Origin of the sequence: Sulfitobacter sp. 1A12779 (assembly GCF_043557315.1) — a bacterium.
Taxonomy (GTDB): domain Bacteria; phylum Pseudomonadota; class Alphaproteobacteria; order Rhodobacterales; family Rhodobacteraceae; genus Sulfitobacter; species Sulfitobacter faviae.
This window is the reverse complement of the sequence record NZ_JBIFFU010000008.1, coordinates 102314-116588: the sequence shown is the minus strand read 5'-3', so window position 1 is coordinate 116588 and position 14275 is coordinate 102314. Positions and strand designations below refer to the sequence as shown.

18 protein-coding genes and 1 tRNA gene are annotated in these 14275 nt (G+C 63.4%); 11 read left to right on the top strand and 8 right to left on the bottom strand.

The annotated features are described in order from the left end of the window. Positions 1 to 97: 97 nt before the first annotated feature. Both ACGYLQ_RS11415 and ACGYLQ_RS11410 read left to right on the top strand, forming a co-directional pair. The gene (locus ACGYLQ_RS11415) at positions 98 to 796 is read left to right on the top strand and encodes a B12-binding domain-containing protein (RefSeq protein ID WP_067266651.1); all 699 of its coding nucleotides are present in this window, start codon (positions 98 to 100) and stop codon (positions 794 to 796) included. Positions 797 to 851: 55 nt separating this feature from the next. Next, positions 852 to 1496 (top strand): DUF1638 domain-containing protein, encoded by a 645-nt coding sequence (locus ACGYLQ_RS11410; protein WP_394443056.1) that lies wholly within the window; start codon positions 852 to 854, stop codon positions 1494 to 1496. Between the two features lie 3 nt (positions 1497 to 1499). On the opposite strand, the gene ACGYLQ_RS11405 is transcribed toward ACGYLQ_RS11410, so the two are convergent. Next, positions 1500 to 1910 carry a SufE family protein gene (locus ACGYLQ_RS11405; RefSeq protein WP_067266648.1) on the bottom strand — a complete coding sequence of 137 codons (411 nt, stop codon included), beginning with the start codon at positions 1908 to 1910 and terminating at the stop codon, positions 1500 to 1502. Between the two features lie 126 nt (positions 1911 to 2036). Here ACGYLQ_RS11405 and ACGYLQ_RS11400 point away from each other — a divergent pair, with 126 nt between their 5' ends. Beyond that, positions 2037 to 2555 carry a hypothetical protein gene (locus ACGYLQ_RS11400; protein ID WP_394443054.1) on the top strand — a complete coding sequence of 173 codons (519 nt, stop codon included), beginning with the start codon at positions 2037 to 2039 and terminating at the stop codon, positions 2553 to 2555. 58 nt (positions 2556 to 2613) lie between these two features. Here ACGYLQ_RS11400 and rnd read toward each other — a convergent pair whose 3' ends face one another. The 3 genes from rnd to purM all read right to left on the bottom strand — a co-directional run bounded on the left by rnd (position 2614) and on the right by purM (position 5490). Continuing rightward, positions 2614 to 3771, bottom strand: coding sequence for a ribonuclease D (rnd, locus tag ACGYLQ_RS11395; RefSeq protein WP_394443052.1), 1158 nt, complete (start codon positions 3769 to 3771; stop codon positions 2614 to 2616). A 79-nt stretch (positions 3772 to 3850) separates the two neighbouring features. After that, entirely contained in the window at positions 3851 to 4447 is a 597-nt protein-coding gene (gene purN / locus ACGYLQ_RS11390) for a phosphoribosylglycinamide formyltransferase (RefSeq protein WP_322327694.1), read from the bottom strand. Further along, positions 4444 to 5490: a phosphoribosylformylglycinamidine cyclo-ligase gene (purM, locus tag ACGYLQ_RS11385; protein ID WP_394443050.1), complete on the bottom strand. Its 1047-nt coding sequence runs from the start codon at positions 5488 to 5490 to the stop codon at positions 4444 to 4446. The genes purN and purM overlap by 4 nt, the downstream gene beginning before the upstream one ends. Before the next feature lie 128 nt (positions 5491 to 5618). Between purM and ACGYLQ_RS11380 the strand changes: the two genes are divergently transcribed. Then, positions 5619 to 5695 (top strand) — tRNA-Ile (locus ACGYLQ_RS11380). Between the two features lie 28 nt (positions 5696 to 5723). Here the strand turns inward: ACGYLQ_RS11380 and ACGYLQ_RS11375 are convergent. Continuing rightward, positions 5724 to 6173, bottom strand: a complete 450-nt coding sequence (locus tag ACGYLQ_RS11375) for a DUF4442 domain-containing protein (protein ID WP_394443048.1) — start codon at positions 6171 to 6173, stop codon at positions 5724 to 5726. A 69-nt stretch (positions 6174 to 6242) separates the two neighbouring features. Beyond that, complete coding sequence (locus ACGYLQ_RS11370) at positions 6243 to 7565, bottom strand: ATP-binding protein (RefSeq protein WP_394443046.1); 1323 nt, start codon at positions 7563 to 7565, stop codon at positions 6243 to 6245. A 44-nt stretch (positions 7566 to 7609) separates the two neighbouring features. Between ACGYLQ_RS11370 and ACGYLQ_RS11365 the strand changes: the two genes are divergently transcribed. The 3 genes from ACGYLQ_RS11365 (at position 7610) to ACGYLQ_RS11355 (ending at position 9311) form a co-directional block, all read left to right on the top strand. Then, on the top strand, positions 7610 to 8524 hold the full coding sequence (locus tag ACGYLQ_RS11365; RefSeq protein WP_394443044.1) for an MBL fold metallo-hydrolase: 915 nt from the start codon (positions 7610 to 7612) through the stop codon (positions 8522 to 8524). A 145-nt stretch (positions 8525 to 8669) separates the two neighbouring features. After that, positions 8670 to 8792 carry a hypothetical protein gene (locus tag ACGYLQ_RS11360; protein WP_269451603.1) on the top strand — a complete coding sequence of 41 codons (123 nt, stop codon included), beginning with the start codon at positions 8670 to 8672 and terminating at the stop codon, positions 8790 to 8792. A 96-nt stretch (positions 8793 to 8888) separates the two neighbouring features. Further along, the gene (locus ACGYLQ_RS11355) at positions 8889 to 9311 is read left to right on the top strand and encodes a DUF4112 domain-containing protein (protein WP_394443042.1); all 423 of its coding nucleotides are present in this window, start codon (positions 8889 to 8891) and stop codon (positions 9309 to 9311) included. 60 nt (positions 9312 to 9371) lie between these two features. On the opposite strand, the gene ndk is transcribed toward ACGYLQ_RS11355, so the two are convergent. Beyond that, positions 9372 to 9794, bottom strand: coding sequence for a nucleoside-diphosphate kinase (ndk, locus tag ACGYLQ_RS11350; RefSeq protein WP_067266630.1), 423 nt, complete (start codon positions 9792 to 9794; stop codon positions 9372 to 9374). 106 nt (positions 9795 to 9900) lie between these two features. Between ndk and ACGYLQ_RS11345 the strand changes: the two genes are divergently transcribed. From ACGYLQ_RS11345 to ACGYLQ_RS11330, 4 genes are all read left to right on the top strand, one after another. Further along, positions 9901 to 11763 carry an ABC-F family ATP-binding cassette domain-containing protein gene (locus tag ACGYLQ_RS11345; protein ID WP_209217743.1) on the top strand — a complete coding sequence of 621 codons (1863 nt, stop codon included), beginning with the start codon at positions 9901 to 9903 and terminating at the stop codon, positions 11761 to 11763. A gap of 91 nt (positions 11764 to 11854) precedes the next feature. Next, positions 11855 to 12493 (top strand): MarC family protein, encoded by a 639-nt coding sequence (locus ACGYLQ_RS11340; RefSeq protein WP_322327687.1) that lies wholly within the window; start codon positions 11855 to 11857, stop codon positions 12491 to 12493. A 45-nt stretch (positions 12494 to 12538) separates the two neighbouring features. Continuing rightward, entirely contained in the window at positions 12539 to 13120 is a 582-nt protein-coding gene (locus ACGYLQ_RS11335; RefSeq protein WP_394443040.1) for a TIGR02281 family clan AA aspartic protease, read from the top strand. A gap of 153 nt (positions 13121 to 13273) precedes the next feature. Further along, complete coding sequence (locus tag ACGYLQ_RS11330; protein WP_394443038.1) at positions 13274 to 13759, top strand: hypothetical protein; 486 nt, start codon at positions 13274 to 13276, stop codon at positions 13757 to 13759. A 52-nt stretch (positions 13760 to 13811) separates the two neighbouring features. On the opposite strand, the gene ACGYLQ_RS11325 is transcribed toward ACGYLQ_RS11330, so the two are convergent. Then, positions 13812 to 14270, bottom strand: a complete 459-nt coding sequence (locus ACGYLQ_RS11325) for a DNA polymerase III subunit chi (RefSeq protein ID WP_271691363.1) — start codon at positions 14268 to 14270, stop codon at positions 13812 to 13814. Between the last annotated feature and the right edge of the window lie 5 nt (positions 14271 to 14275).

The window sequence follows — 14275 nt, the reverse complement described above, 5'->3', positions numbered from 1 at the left end:
GCGCGGCCGATGTCGCAAACCGCGACCCCGGCGCTAACATTCCGTGAGACAAGGGCTCAAGTGTCATGCACCTGCACGCCCAGCAGAAGGAAACACCATGTCGGAAGAAGACGATATCATCCTGGCCGAGTTGGACGACGAAGAACTGGTCCAGCAGATGTTCGATGACCTCTATGACGGTCTCAAGGAAGAGATCGAAGAAGGGGTGCAAATCCTGCTCGACCGCGGGTGGGAACCCTATGAGATCCTGACCAAGGCGCTGGTCGGCGGGATGACCATCGTCGGCGCCGATTTCCGCGACGGGATCCTCTTCGTGCCCGAAGTGCTGCTGGCTGCCAATGCGATGAAGGGCGGCATGGCCATCCTCAAACCGCTGCTTGCGGAAACCGGCGCGCCGCGTGTCGGTAAGATGGTGATCGGCACCGTCAAAGGTGATATCCACGACATCGGCAAGAACCTCGTCGGCATGATGATGGAAGGCGCGGGTTTCGAGGTTGTCGATCTGGGCATCAACAACGCGGTCGAAGCCTATCTCGAAGCGCTCGAAGCGGAAAAGGCCGATATCCTTGGCATGTCCGCCCTGCTGACCACGACCATGCCCTATATGAAAGTGGTGATCGACACGCTGGTCGAACAGGGCAAGCGCGACGACTATATTGTGCTGGTCGGTGGCGCGCCCCTGAACGAGGAATTCGGCAAGGCCATCGGTGCCGATGCCTACTGCCGGGATGCCGCCGTGGCGGTGGAGACGGCGAAAGACTGGATGGGCCGTCGACATAATTCGGCCAACGCCTGAGCGTTTCGCCCCTGCCCGCTTGGCTTGAGGCGCGATGGCATGCGATGGTATCGACATGAATGACACCCCGCTGCCAGATGACCGGACCCTGACCCAAGACGGGCTCGCGCCCGCCCGCGCGGGCCGTATCTTGCTGATTGCCTGCGGGGCGCTGGCGCGTGAGATTTTGGACCTGAAAGCCGCCAACGGTTGGACCCATCTGGACCTGACCTGCCTGCCCGCGAAATATCACCTCTACCCGGAAAAGATCACGCAGGCGGTGCGTGATACGGTCGCCAAGCACCGCGCGGATTATGACGATTTCTTTGTTGTCTACGCCGATTGCGGCACGGGCGGCGGTCTGGAGCGCGCCTGCGAAGAGATGGGCGTGCAGATGGTCGCCGGGCCGCATTGCTACAGCTTCTTCCAAGGCAACGAGAGCTTTGCCAAAACCGCCGAAGATGAGATCACCACCTTCTATCTCACCGATTTTCTGGTCCGGCAGTTCGACGCTTTCATCATCAAACCCATGGGCCTCGATCGGCATCCCGAGCTGCGCGACATGTATTTCGGCAATTACGAGAAACTGGTCTATCAGGCGCAGACGGATGACCCGGCGCTGACCGAAAAGGCCCAAGACTGCGCCGCACGGCTCGGCCTTGCGTTCGAGCGGCGCTTTACGAGTTACGGGGATTTGGCGCGCGCGTTGCGCGCCCTCTGAGCGCTACGCTTCCTGCGCTGCCGTCTCGCGCACCCGCTCGATCATCGCGCGCAATCCGTTCGAGCGCTGCGCCGAGAGGTGGTCGTTCAACCCCAGCCGCGCCAGTTCCGCCTTGGCATCGACGCCGCCTACCTCGCTAGGTGTCAAGCCGTTGTAAAGCTTGCGCAAAACCGCGATCAGCCCTGAGACGATCATCGCATCGCTGGCGCCGTCGAAATGCAGTTTCCCGCCCTCGAACTGTGCGTGCAGCCAAACCTGAGAGGCGCAGCCGTCGACCTTAGTCGCAGGGACGCGCAGCGGCTCGGGCAGCGGCTCCATCGCTTTGCCAAGGTCGATCACATGGCGATAGCGGTCTTCCCAATCGTCCAGAAACTCGAAATCCTCGACCAGTTCTTCAAAGGCGGGCGTGGCCATCTGTGCACTCTCTTCGGGTGAATTCCATTGCCTGACAGGTAGGATGCCCATGGGCAAAGGTCCACCCCCTTCCCAAGGCTGGCGGGATGGGGTAGCACAAGGCAAGTAAACTTAACGGCGGTTCCCATGCGCAAGACAATCCTCGCTCTTTTGGCTTCGACCCTTTTGGTATCCGCCTGCGGCACGGTCCGTGACAGTCGCATCAATCCGTTGAATTGGTTTGGCCCCGCCCGTTCGGTTGAGGCCGCCCCGGCGGAGAGCACGAACCCCCTGATCCCGCAGCGCAGCGGGCTGTTCGCGCGGCGCGCGGTTGAGGTCGACACCTATGAGGGGCGCCCCTTTGAGCAGATTACCGATCTGACCATCGAGCCGGTGCCGGGCGGTGCGATTCTGCGCGCCACCGGGCTGGCGGCACGCCAAGGAATCTACAAGGTGCGCCTGACCCCCGCGACCCCGGATGAGACGCCCGTAGACGGTGTTCTGACCTATCGTTTGGAAGGGGTCCGGCCCGACAAGGCCACCCCGCAAGGCAGCCGCCCCACGCGCGAAGTGATTGCCGGCCGTCGCCTGACCGATCAGATGCTGGCCGGGGTGCGCGAGATTCGCGTCGAAGGGCAGCTAAACGCGCTGGTTTCGCGCCGCTAGGACGCCGCATGCCCTCTATTGAGAAAGAGCCGCCCCTGATTGGGCGGCTCTTTTCGTTTCAGACTTTGACCGCTTTCACGTCATTGCCATCCGCGGCCAAGGCGATCTTGCCCTCGCAGAGCAGCAGCGCATCGGCGCCAAAGACCTCATGCCGCCAGCCGCGCAGCGCCTGCACGTCACGCTCCCCCGCCGAGAGCATGTCGAGATCGCTGGCCGAGGCGATGAGCTTGGCCGCGACGCCCGCACTTTCGGTCTTGGCCTTGAGCAGCACGCGCAGCAGATCGGCCAGCGCCGGGTTCACTTGCAGCTTGTCGCGCTTGCGGTCGGGCTGGGGCATGTCGGCAGGCTTGCAGGCCACGCCTGCGGTCACAGCCTTCAGGATACCTTCGGCGATTTCGCCCTTGCGGGCCTCGCGCAGCAACAGCCGGGCGCGGTTCAACTCTTCGCCGTTCGATGGCTTGAGGCTCGCCAATTCGACCAGCGCGTCATCCTTGAACACCCGGTTGCGCGGGATGTTGCGGCTGCGGGCGTAATCCTCACGGAAGGCCGCCAACTCGCGGACGATCGCCAGAAACTTGGGCGAATTGGTCCGGGTCTTGACCCGTTTCCACGCATCCTGCGGTTGGGTGACATAGGTGTCGGGGCTGAGCAGCGTTTCAAGCTCTTCGGCCACCCACCGCGCGCGTCCGGTCTGTTCAAGCTTGCGGGCCAGAAATTCGTAGATTTGGCGCAGATGGGTCACGTCGGCCAGCGCATAGGTCTTCTGCGCCTCGGTCAGCGGGCGGCGCGACCAATCGGTGAAACGTGAGGTCTTGTCGAGCGACTGATGCGCGATCTTGCGCACCAAAGTCTCATAACCCACCTGTTCCCCAAAGCCGCAGACCATCGCGGCGACCTGCGTGTCGAACAGCGGCTTGGGAAAGACTTTGGCATCGACATAGAAGATCTCGAGATCCTGCCGCGCGGCGTGGAAGACCTTGACCACCGAGGTGTCGCGGAACAGATCGTACAGCGGCTCTAGCGAGATGCCATCGGCCAAGGGATCGACCAAAACGGCGTTGCTGTCATCGGTGCCGGGCATGGCAAGCTGAACAAGGCAGAGTTTGGAATAATAGGTCCGCTCACGCAGGAATTCCGTGTCGACGGTCACGTAATCATGGCGCGCAGCCTCTTCACAGAATTGCGCGAGGTCGGCGGTCGTGGTGATGGTTTTCATATATGCTCTTTGACAAGTTGCACGCCCGGTCATCGGGCTTTGCCAAAGAGGTACATCACGCGAGAGGGTTTGACCAGCGTCAGCCCGTGAGCAAGACCGGCTCCCGCTCACCAGCGGCGAAACGGCGCAGCACGGCGGGGTAAAGGCGGTGTTCCTGCACCAGCACCCGCTCGGCAAGGCTCTCGGCCGTGTCGCCGGGCAGAACGGGGATGCGGGCCTGACCGAGGATCGGACCGTCATCCAGTGCGGCGGTCACCTCATGCACGGTGCAGCCATGTTCGGTATCGCCAGCCTCCAGCGCGCGGGCATGGGTGTGCAGCCCGCGGTATTTCGGCAATAGCGAGGGGTGGATGTTGATCATCCGCCCCGCCCAAGCATCGGTAAACCCTTCGGTCAATTTGCGCATGAAACCGGCAAGGCAGATGATGTCGGGTGCATGGGCCTCAAGCGCGGCACTTAGCGCCGCCTCAAAGGCTGGGCGGTCCTTGCCGAAGGGGCGGTGATCGACCACTTCGGTCGCGATCCCCTGCCCCTGCGCCCAAGCGATCCCGCCCGCATCCGCGTTGTTTGACAGCACCAGACAGGGGCGGCCTGCATGGTCGCCGGTCATATCCTCGACCAGCGCCCGCATGTTGGAGCCACCGCCCGAGACGAAAATTGCAACCCGCTTGGTCAAAGCAGCGCGCCGGAATAGGTGACGCCATTGCCGGTGGTGATGCGGCCAATCTCAATCGCGCTATGGCCATCCTCGGCAAAGGCGGCTTTGGCGGCTTCGACCTTGTCGGCGGCGACCACGGCGACCATGCCAATCCCGGCGTTGAAGGTCTTGAGCATCTCGGCCTCGGCCATGCCGCCTTGGGCAGCCAGCCATTTGAAGACCGGCGGCAATTCCCATGCGTTGAGGTCGATCTCAGCGGCGAGGCCCACAGGCAGCACGCGTGGCAGGTTCTCGGTCAGGCCACCGCCCGTGATATGCGCCAGAGCCGAGACGGCATCCGCGCGCAGAGCCGCCACAGCGCCTTTGACGTAGAGTTTCGTGGGTGTGAGCAGCGCATTGCCGAGATCACCTTCGCCCCATGGGCAAGCGTCGCCCCAGCCCAGACCGCTACGCTCGACAATCTTCCGCACAAGGCTGTAGCCGTTGGAATGCACCCCGTCGCTCGGCAGACCCAAGAGCACGTCGCCCTCTTTCACGTCGCGCGGCAGCTCGGTTCCGCGTTCCATCGCGCCGACCGAGAAACCAGCGAGATCGAAGTCGCCCGCGTGATACATGCCCGGCATTTCAGCCGTCTCGCCCCCGATCAAGGCACAACCGGAATCAGCGCAGCCCTTGGCGATGCCTTCGATGATCCGCGCGGCGCTGTCGAGCTCCAGTTTGCCGGTGGCGAAATAGTCGAGGAAGAAGAGCGGCTCGGCCCCTTGGCAAACCAGATCGTTGACACACATGGCAACCAGATCGATGCCGATACTGTCGACATTGCCGGTGTCGATCGCGATGCGCAGCTTGGTGCCCACGCCATCGGTCGCCGCGACCAGCACCGGATCGGTGAAGCCTGCGCCTTTGAGATCGAACAGCGCACCAAAGCCGCCGAGGCCGGACATGACGCCGGGCCGTGCGGTGGATTTCGCCGCCGGTTTGATCCGCTCTACAAGCGCGTTGCCTGCGTCAATATCCACGCCTGCTTCGGCATAGGTGATTCCGTTGTCGGATTTTGTCATGGTCATGGCCCCCGGCGCGCATTTTCCCTTGCGCGCGGAGTTAGAGTATTGCGCGGCCCACTGCAATCATTTGGTGCAGCTAATGTCTTGACGCTCGGCCTGCGGCGTCATACCCAAACGCTCATGGCGGGCCTGTAGCTCAATTGGTTAGAGCAGAGCGCTCATAACGCTTTGGTTGCGGGTTCAAGTCCTGCCGGGCCTACCATACTTCCGCCCCCCGCCTTTCGTGGCCGTCACCGTTTGGCGCTGACGTGCCAGTTCACCTGCATTTCGACCACCGTCTCACCCGCCTCATTCTGGATGTCGACCGCCACGTCAAAGGCGACTTTGCCGTCTTCTTGCAGCGCGCTCAGCAGGTCGGCCCCGGGGCGCGAGGTTTGGGCATGGGCGGTCAGCGTGCCTTCGGCGATCTTTTTAAAGATGATCTGCCCCATGGCCGCCACGGGGCGCATGTCCATGATCACCGGTGCAATCGCCCCGGCCATGGCGGCCCCCGATGCGGCTTCGCCCAGCGTGAACATCGCGCCCGCGTGTTGCGTGCCGATGTGGTTCGAGGTTTCATGCCGCTGCACCAGTTCGGCGCTGGCGGTGCCGTCTGCGATCTCCAGCAGGTTCACCCCGACATGGGCGGCAAAGGGTACGGCCGTGTCGAGATGGGCTTTGATCATGTCATAGGGGGTCATCGCTGCGCTCCGTATTAGGGTCACCTCACTGTGGCAAAGCCGGGCGCATGGCACAATCATGCCGCCGGGTCACCGCGCGATGACGATATCGGCGCGCAGCCCGCCGAGCCGCTCCGATTCCCCGAGCCGCAGCACCCCGCCATGGGCGCGTGCGATGTCGGAGGCGATGGCAAGGCCCAACCCCACGCCGCCGCCCTTGTCCTGATTGCGTGCAGGATCGAGCCGCGAGAAAGGCCGCGTCGCCTCGTCCCGCCGCGCTTCTGGGATGCCGGGGCCGTCGTCTTCGACCCGGATGCGCAGGGTGCGATCGCTCAGCATGACCGAGACTTCGGCCTGCGTGCCATAGCGCACGGCATTGGAGATCAGGTTGTCCACCGCCCGGCGCATAGCGACCCTGCGCAGCTTCACGATCCCCTCGCCCGCGCCCTCGGGCGGCAGCAGCGTGACCTTGCGCCCGGCCCGTTGCGCGTCTTCGACAATAGCGCTGACGAACCCATGCGGGGCCACCTCTTCGGGCTCACCCTCAGCGGCGCCCTTGGCGAAGTTCAGGAATTCGTCCAGCATCCGTTGCATGTCATCCACATCGGCCAGCAGCGGGGCTGCGTCCTCCTCGTCGATCATCGACAGGCCAAGGCGCATCCGGGTCAGCGGCGTGCGCAGGTCGTGGCTCACGCCCGAGAGCATCAGCGTGCGCTGCTCGATCTGCCGCTCGATCCGGGCGCGCATGTCGACGAAGGCGTTGCCTGCCGCGCGGACCTCGATGGCGCCGGTCGGGGTATAGGGCTCATGCCGCCCCCGGCCAAAGGCCTCCGCCGCGCGGGCCAGACGTTTGATCGGGCGCAGCTGATTGCGCAGATAGATCGTGGCGATATAGCTCAAAAGGACGCCGAAAAACACGGTGTAGACGAAAAGCTGATGCGGGTTCGAGGCCGAGATGCGCCGCCGCTCGAACTGGATTCGCAGCGGCCCGTGCACGCTTTCGATATAGAGCACGACGAAATCATCATCGCTGAGGTCCACCGCTTCGATCCCGTCCATCTTGCTGCGCAGCCGCGGGATGAGCACGCGGCCCGAATAGTCGTACCACAGCATGCTGTCCTTTTCAGGCAGCGGACGGTTGGCGGGGGTCACCACGAAATCAAGCGGACCCGCCCGCGCCTCAACCGCCGTGGGCACGGATTGTGCATCGGGGGCCGTGCCGACCGCCAGCATCACCAGTTCCAGTTCCCGCAGGACCGTATCGGTCATCTGGCCGGTGACACCTTCGAAATGCCTCTGCGCAAAGATCACCACGACGACCAACTGCAAAAACACCACTGGTAACAGCAGGATCAGCGCGGCGCGTCCGTAGATGCCGCGCGGCACATATCGTTTGAGCCAGGCAAAATTCATGGCTAGACCTTAGCCAGCCCCCTGCCCCAGCGAAAGGTGAAACCATGCTGCCGCCCGACAACTCCGACCCCGAGATTGGCCTTACCGAAACCTTGGAACCCGGGCTGCGGCGGATCGTGGCGCCCAACCCCTCACCGATGACCTATCGCGGCACAAATACCTATCTTTTGGGCGAGACCGACGTGGCCGTGATCGACCCCGGCCCCGACAGCCCCGCACATCTTGAGGCGATCCTCGCCGCGATCCAGCCCGGGCAGCGGATCAGTCATATCATCGTGACCCATACGCATCTGGATCACTCGCCGCTCGCCCGCCCTCTAGCCGCGCGTACGGGGGCCGAGGTCTGGGCCTTTGGTGAGGCCACGGCGGGCCGTTCGGCGGTGATGCAGGGGCTGGCCGAGGCGGGGCTGATGGGCGGCGGTGAAGGCGTGGACCACGGGTTTCGCCCCGATCACACACTGGCCGATGGGGATGTGCTGAAGGGGGACGGCTGGGCGCTGGAAGTGCTGCACACGCCGGGCCATATCGGCAATCACGTCAGCCTCGCTTGGGGGGACGCCTGCCTGACGGCAGATCACGTCATGGGCTGGGCGACCTCCCTCGTCTCGCCCCCTGATGGGGACCTGACTGATTTCATGGCCTCCTGCGAGAAGCTGGGCGCGCGGCAATGGCGGGTGTTCTATCCCGGTCACGGCGCCCCGGTGAGCGACCCCAACGCGCGGCTCGACTGGTTGGTGGCGCATCGTCGCGCGCGGGAGGTGTCGATCCTCGACGCGCTGGCTGCCGGGCCCGCGACGGCGGAGGACCTCGCCCGCGCCATCTATACCGAAACGCCTGCCGCGCTCTTGGGGGCGGCCACCCGAAACGTGCTGGCGCATCTGGTCGATCTGACAGGCCGGGGGCGTGTTGCCCCAGAGGGCACCTTGCAGGCAGAGGCGCATTTCACTCTCAACTCATAGGGGAATACGGGCGTTTCCGTCGCAAAATCGCAACAAATGCCCCATTCTGGGCGCAATCTGGCCCATTTACGGACCCGAACCGCGCCCAAGCTGGTTGCAGGGGTGAGAGACATCAAACCCCAGCGAGCAGCAAAGGAGCTACCCGATGGCCCGACTAGACAGAACGCCGCAACCGCAAAAACCAAAGCCTGCGCCGAAGCCGAACGGCACCTCGGCCCAACCACCGCAGCGCCCCACGCCGCTGATCACCGACTACGCCAGCCTTTGAACGGCGCTCCCCGCGCACCGGATGGGGCCGGTGGATGGGGGGAACTTTGGGGCCGGACCATGCGTTTGCCGCCTAGAGCAACACGCAAGGACAGATATGAAACCCCATACCCCCTCTCACGAAGCTGACCTCGCCCGTCTGCGCCGTTTGGCCGTCAGTATGGACAGCGCCTATAAGCTGCCGATCGTCGGCGTGCGGATGGGATGGGATTCGATTCTGGGCCTCGTGCCGGTGGTGGGTGATACGCTCGCCCTTCTGCCCGCAGCCTATATCCTGAAAGAATCGCACCGCATGGGCGCGCCGAAAAATGTGCTGGCGAAAATGCTGGTGAACACCGGGGTCGACTATGTGATCGGCTCCGTCCCGCTGGTCGGTGACCTTTTCGATATCGGTTGGAAGTCGAAACTGCGCAATGTCGACTTGCTGGAGCGTCACCTGAAAGACCAAGCTGCCAAAGTCCCGCCGATGGGCAATGTCGAAGGGCGCATGTCCTCGCACCACCCGACGCTCAATAACTGATCGCCAAAGAAAAAGGGCCGCCCCAAGGCGACCCTTTCAGTCTTTCCGAAGAACGGTGGCTTAGCCAACCAGTTCCAAACCGGAGAAGAAGTAAGCGATCTCAACCGCTGCGGTTTCCGGCGCGTCGGAACCGTGAACGGAGTTTTCGCCAACGCTTTCAGCAAATTCTGCGCGGATGGTGCCCTCTGCCGCATCGGCAGGGTTGGTCGCACCCATGACTTCGCGGTTTTTCGCGATGGCGTTTTCACCTTCGAGAACCTGAGCCACGATCGGCGCGGAGGCCATGAACTCACACAGTTCGTCGTAGAAGGGACGCTCAGCGTGCACTTTGTAGAACTCGCCCGCCTGCGCTTTGGTCAGGTGGATGCGCTTTTGTGCGACAACGCGCAGGCCCGCGTCTTCGAATTTCTTGACGATGGCGCCGGTCAGGTTGCGGCGGGTTGCGTCGGGCTTGATGATCGAGAAGGTGCGTTCGAGGGCCATTGGCTGTACTCCATAGCGGGTGTTGATTTGCGCGCTCCCTAGCATGGGGTCTGGCCCATGAAAAGCCGTGATTGACCTTCGGCCCCGCTTGCTCCAAACGGCTTTCATGTTACGCATTTCAGAAATCAACTACTCCGTCGAAGGCCGCCCCCTGTTCGAGGAAGCCTCCGCCGTGATCCCCGAGGGGCATAAGGTCGGCATCGTCGGGCGCAACGGCGCGGGCAAGACGACGCTGTTCAAAATTATCCGTGGTGAGCTGTCACTCGACAGCGGCGATATCTCTTTGCCCTCCCGCGCCAAGATCGGCGGCGTCGCGCAGGAGGTGCCCTCGTCAGAGACCTCGCTCATCGACACGGTGCTGGAGGCCGACGTTGAACGTGCCCGGTTGATGAAAGAGAGCGAGACCGCCGAGGATCCCGCCCGCATCGCTGACATCCAGACCCGTCTGGCCGATATCGACGCTTGGTCCGCCGAAGGGCGCGCGGCCTCGATCCTGAAGGGGCTTGGTTTCGACGACGAAGAACAGCAGATGCCCTGCTCCGCCTTCTCCGGCGGCTGGCGGATGCGCGTGGCGCTGGCTGCCGTGCTCTTTGCCCAGCCCGACCTGCTGCTTTTGGACGAGCCGACCAACTACCTCGACCTTGAAGGTGCGCTCTGGCTGGAAAGCTATCTGGCGAAATACCCCCATACGGTGCTGATCATCAGCCACGACCGCGGCCTGTTGAACCGCGCCGTGGGCGGCATCCTGCATCTCGAAGACCGCAAGCTGACCTATTACCAAGGCCCCTACGACCAATTCGCCCGCCAGCGCGCCGAGAAACGCGCGTTGCAGGCGGCGATGGCCAAGAAGCAACAGGCGCGTCGCGATCACATGCAGGCCTTCGTTGACCGTTTCAAGGCCAAGGCCAGCAAGGCCAAGCAGGCGCAATCGCGTCTGAAGATGATCGAGAAGATGGACATGATCACCGCGCCTGAGGACGTGGCGCGCAAGGTCTTCACCTTCCCCGAGCCCGAGGAACTCTCGCCGCCGATCATCAACATCGAGAACGGCGCAGTCGGCTACAGCGACGACAACCCGGTGCTCACGCGGTTGAACCTGCGCATCGACCAAGACGACCGGATCGCCCTTCTGGGCAAGAACGGTCAGGGCAAGTCGACGCTGGCGAAACTGCTGTCGGACCGCCTGCCCCTGATGGCCGGGCGGCAGGTCAATTCCTCCAAGCTGCGCGTCGGTTTCTTCGCCCAGCATCAGGTGGATGAGCTGATTGTCGAGGAAACCCCGCTGCAACACATGATCGCCGCCCGCCCCGGCGTGCTGCAATCGAAACTGCGCGCGCAGCTTGCGGGCTTCGGCCTTGGCCCCGAACAGGCCGAGACCGAGGTTGGGCGGCTTTCGGGCGGGCAGAAGGCGCGGCTCTCGCTGCTCTTGGCGACGCTGCACGCCCCGCATCTGCTGATCCTCGACGAGCCGACCAACCACCTCGACATCGAAAGCCGCGAAGCGCTGGTGGAGGCGCTGACGCGCTATTCGGGCGCGGTGATCCTCGTCAGCCACGATATGCACCTGTTGTCGCTGGTGGCCGACCGGTTGTGGCTGGTGTCGAAAGGCACGGTCAAACCCTATGAGGAAGACCTCGAAGCCTATCGCAAAATGCTGCTGACGCCGGAAAAGCCGGTCAGCAAGAACCCCGCCAAGCCGAAAGAAGCGCCCAAGCCCAAACGCGCCAGCCGCGATGAGGTGTTGGCGCTGCGCAGCGAGGTCCGCAAGGCCGAAGCGCGGATGGAAAAGATCAACGAGATGCGCGACAAGCTCGCCAAGAAACTCGCCGATCCCGCGCTCTATGAGGACGCCAAAACCGGTGAGCTTGAGGTCTGGAACAAGAAATACGCCGAGGTGATGGAGGCGCTGGACCGCGCGGAATCGCTTTGGATGGGCGCACAAGAAAAGCTGGAGAAGGCCACGGCCTGACCCGGAAGCGTTCACTTTATCACATCGCAGGGGTCGCCTAAGGGGCGGCCCTCGTGCATTCTGGCAAGAAGCCCCGCGCCAAGGAAACCCCATGACCCTCGACACCGCCTATATGATCACCGCCCTCGTCACGATGTTCGTGGTGATCGACCCGATCGCCATCGCGCCGGTCTTCCTCGCGCTCACCCGCGGGATGAGCAACGCAGAGCGGCGCAAGATTGCATGGCGCGCAGTGGGCGTGGCCGGGTTGGTGCTGCTGATCTTTGCCGCTTTCGGTGAAGCGGTGCTGGGCTTCATCGGCATCTCCATGCCCGCTTTCCGCGTCGCGGGCGGCATCTTGTTGTTCATCACCGCGCTCGACATGCTTTTCGACCGCCGCACCAAACGGCGCGAGGATCGCGCGGATGAAGACGACCACGACGATCCGTCGGTCTTCCCCATGGCCATTCCGCTGATCGCTGGCCCCGGCTCCATCGCCTCGGTCATCCTCCTCACGGGTGAAAAACCGGGCGGCGAAGGGCTGTTGACCATCATCGTGATCACCGCGCTGACACTGGTGGTCATGGCGCTGACCATGCAGGTCAGCGGCGCGCTTGAGCGGGCGATGGGCAAGACGGGCATCAATATCGTGACCCGGCTGCTGGGCATGTTGCTGGCGGCGCTTTCGGTTCAATTCGTGCTCGACGGCTTGGCAGCCTTTGGCTTTGGCCCCGGCCCCACGCCCGGCTGACATTTCCGCGCGGCCTTCCTATATGAGATGTAAGGGGACGCGTTCATGGCCGAAATCGACACAGCACATCTGATCTACCTCATCGTTCTACTGGCGATGGTGGCGGGCTGGTTCTTCATGCACAGCCGCCCGAATATGAACAAAACCCTGCAACAGGCGGCGGTCTGGGGGCTGATCTTTACCGGTGCCGCGGCGGGCGTCGGCCTGTGGCAAGATATCACCCGCGACAGCGCCCGCCAACATCTCACCATCAGCGAAGAGGGTGACATCGTCCTGCCCCGCGGGCGCGATGGGCATTATTACCTGACGGCCCAGATCAACGGCGCGCCGGTGCGCTTTGTCGTTGATACCGGCGCATCCGATATCGTTCTGACCAAATCCGACGCGGCGCGCATCGGCATCGAACCCGAGGGGCTGGATTACCTTGGCCGCGCGGGCACCGCCAATGGCGAGACGCGCACCGCCTTCGTGCGTCTCGACGAGGTGGTGGTGGGCCATGCGGTCGATCACAACGTCCCCGCGGTGGTGAATGACGGGATCATGTCGCAATCCTTGCTCGGCATGGGCTACCTGCAACGTTGGGGCCGGATCGAGATCAGCGGTGGTGAACTGCGCCTGAGCCGCTGACGGAATAGGGCAAGACCTTGCCGGAAATACGCGGCAAAACATCAAATACGCCGCAAAATGACGCCGCATTCGCCGTGAAATGAACAGGTTCCCGCCCTTTTGAGCGGATATCTGCAGGGCACAACTATACCCAATTTTGGAGAAAGTGCTGCTATGCTGATGAACATTTTTGGTGGGTCATCCTCCTACCAACAAAGCAACAAACCCGCTAAGGCGGAGAAGGCTGAAAAGCCGCAAGAGGCTGAAAAGGCCAAGGACAAGCCATCTCAGGCCCAGGCAAAACCCGCCAATGACGGGCAGAACGCGCAGAACAGCGCGGCGGCGCAGGAGGCATCGAAACCTCAAGCCGTGCAAGCGCCTGCCAAGGTCGAAACGGTGCAAGCCGTGGCGCAGGCAAAGCCGGTCGAGACGGCCCAAAAGGCCAGTAGCGCGGATGACGAGGCCTTTGCCCGCGCCGCAGCACAGCGCAGCGTCGACAGCCAGCGCACCCGCGCCCTGCTGGATACGATCGCGCCCGTGAACAACAGCGCGGTCGAAGCGGCCAAATCCTATGTCAGCAAGGTCGAACCCGCAGCGCCGGAGGCCGAGGCGAGCAAATCCGCCGCTGCCGCGAAACCCGCGCTCGACAAAGCGGCCTAAGCCGCGTTCAGGGGCGGCGGGCTTTCGGCCCCTGCCCCTGCACTGCCGTCCTTTAGGTTTCGGCCTTCTTTTCCCAGCGGCCGCTTTCCTCTGACCAATATTGGGCCGAGGCGCCGTCGGATTTCAGCCGCTTCCACAGGCCGCGCGCCTGATCCAGCGCGACGGGATCATGCCCGTCGAACAAGACGCAGACCCGCTGGTGCGCTGCCACTTCCGCAGCGGTGACATCGGCCCCATGCACCGTCATCAGACAATCGGCCCGATTGGGGGCGCCATCCTCCAACGTCAGCAGCACCGGCTGGTCCGCGTCCTGCGGCCCACCCGCCATGCCATGGGGCAGAAAGCTGTCATCCGCATAGGTCCAAAGCGCCCGGTCCAGCGCCTGTAGCCCCGCCCGATCCGTCCCGCGCAGGGCCACGCGCCAGCCATTAGCGAGCGACTTTTCCAGCAGCATCGTCAGCGTCTCGACCAGAGGTCGCTGGGTCAGGTGATAGAAGTAAGCCGCCCCCATCAGTC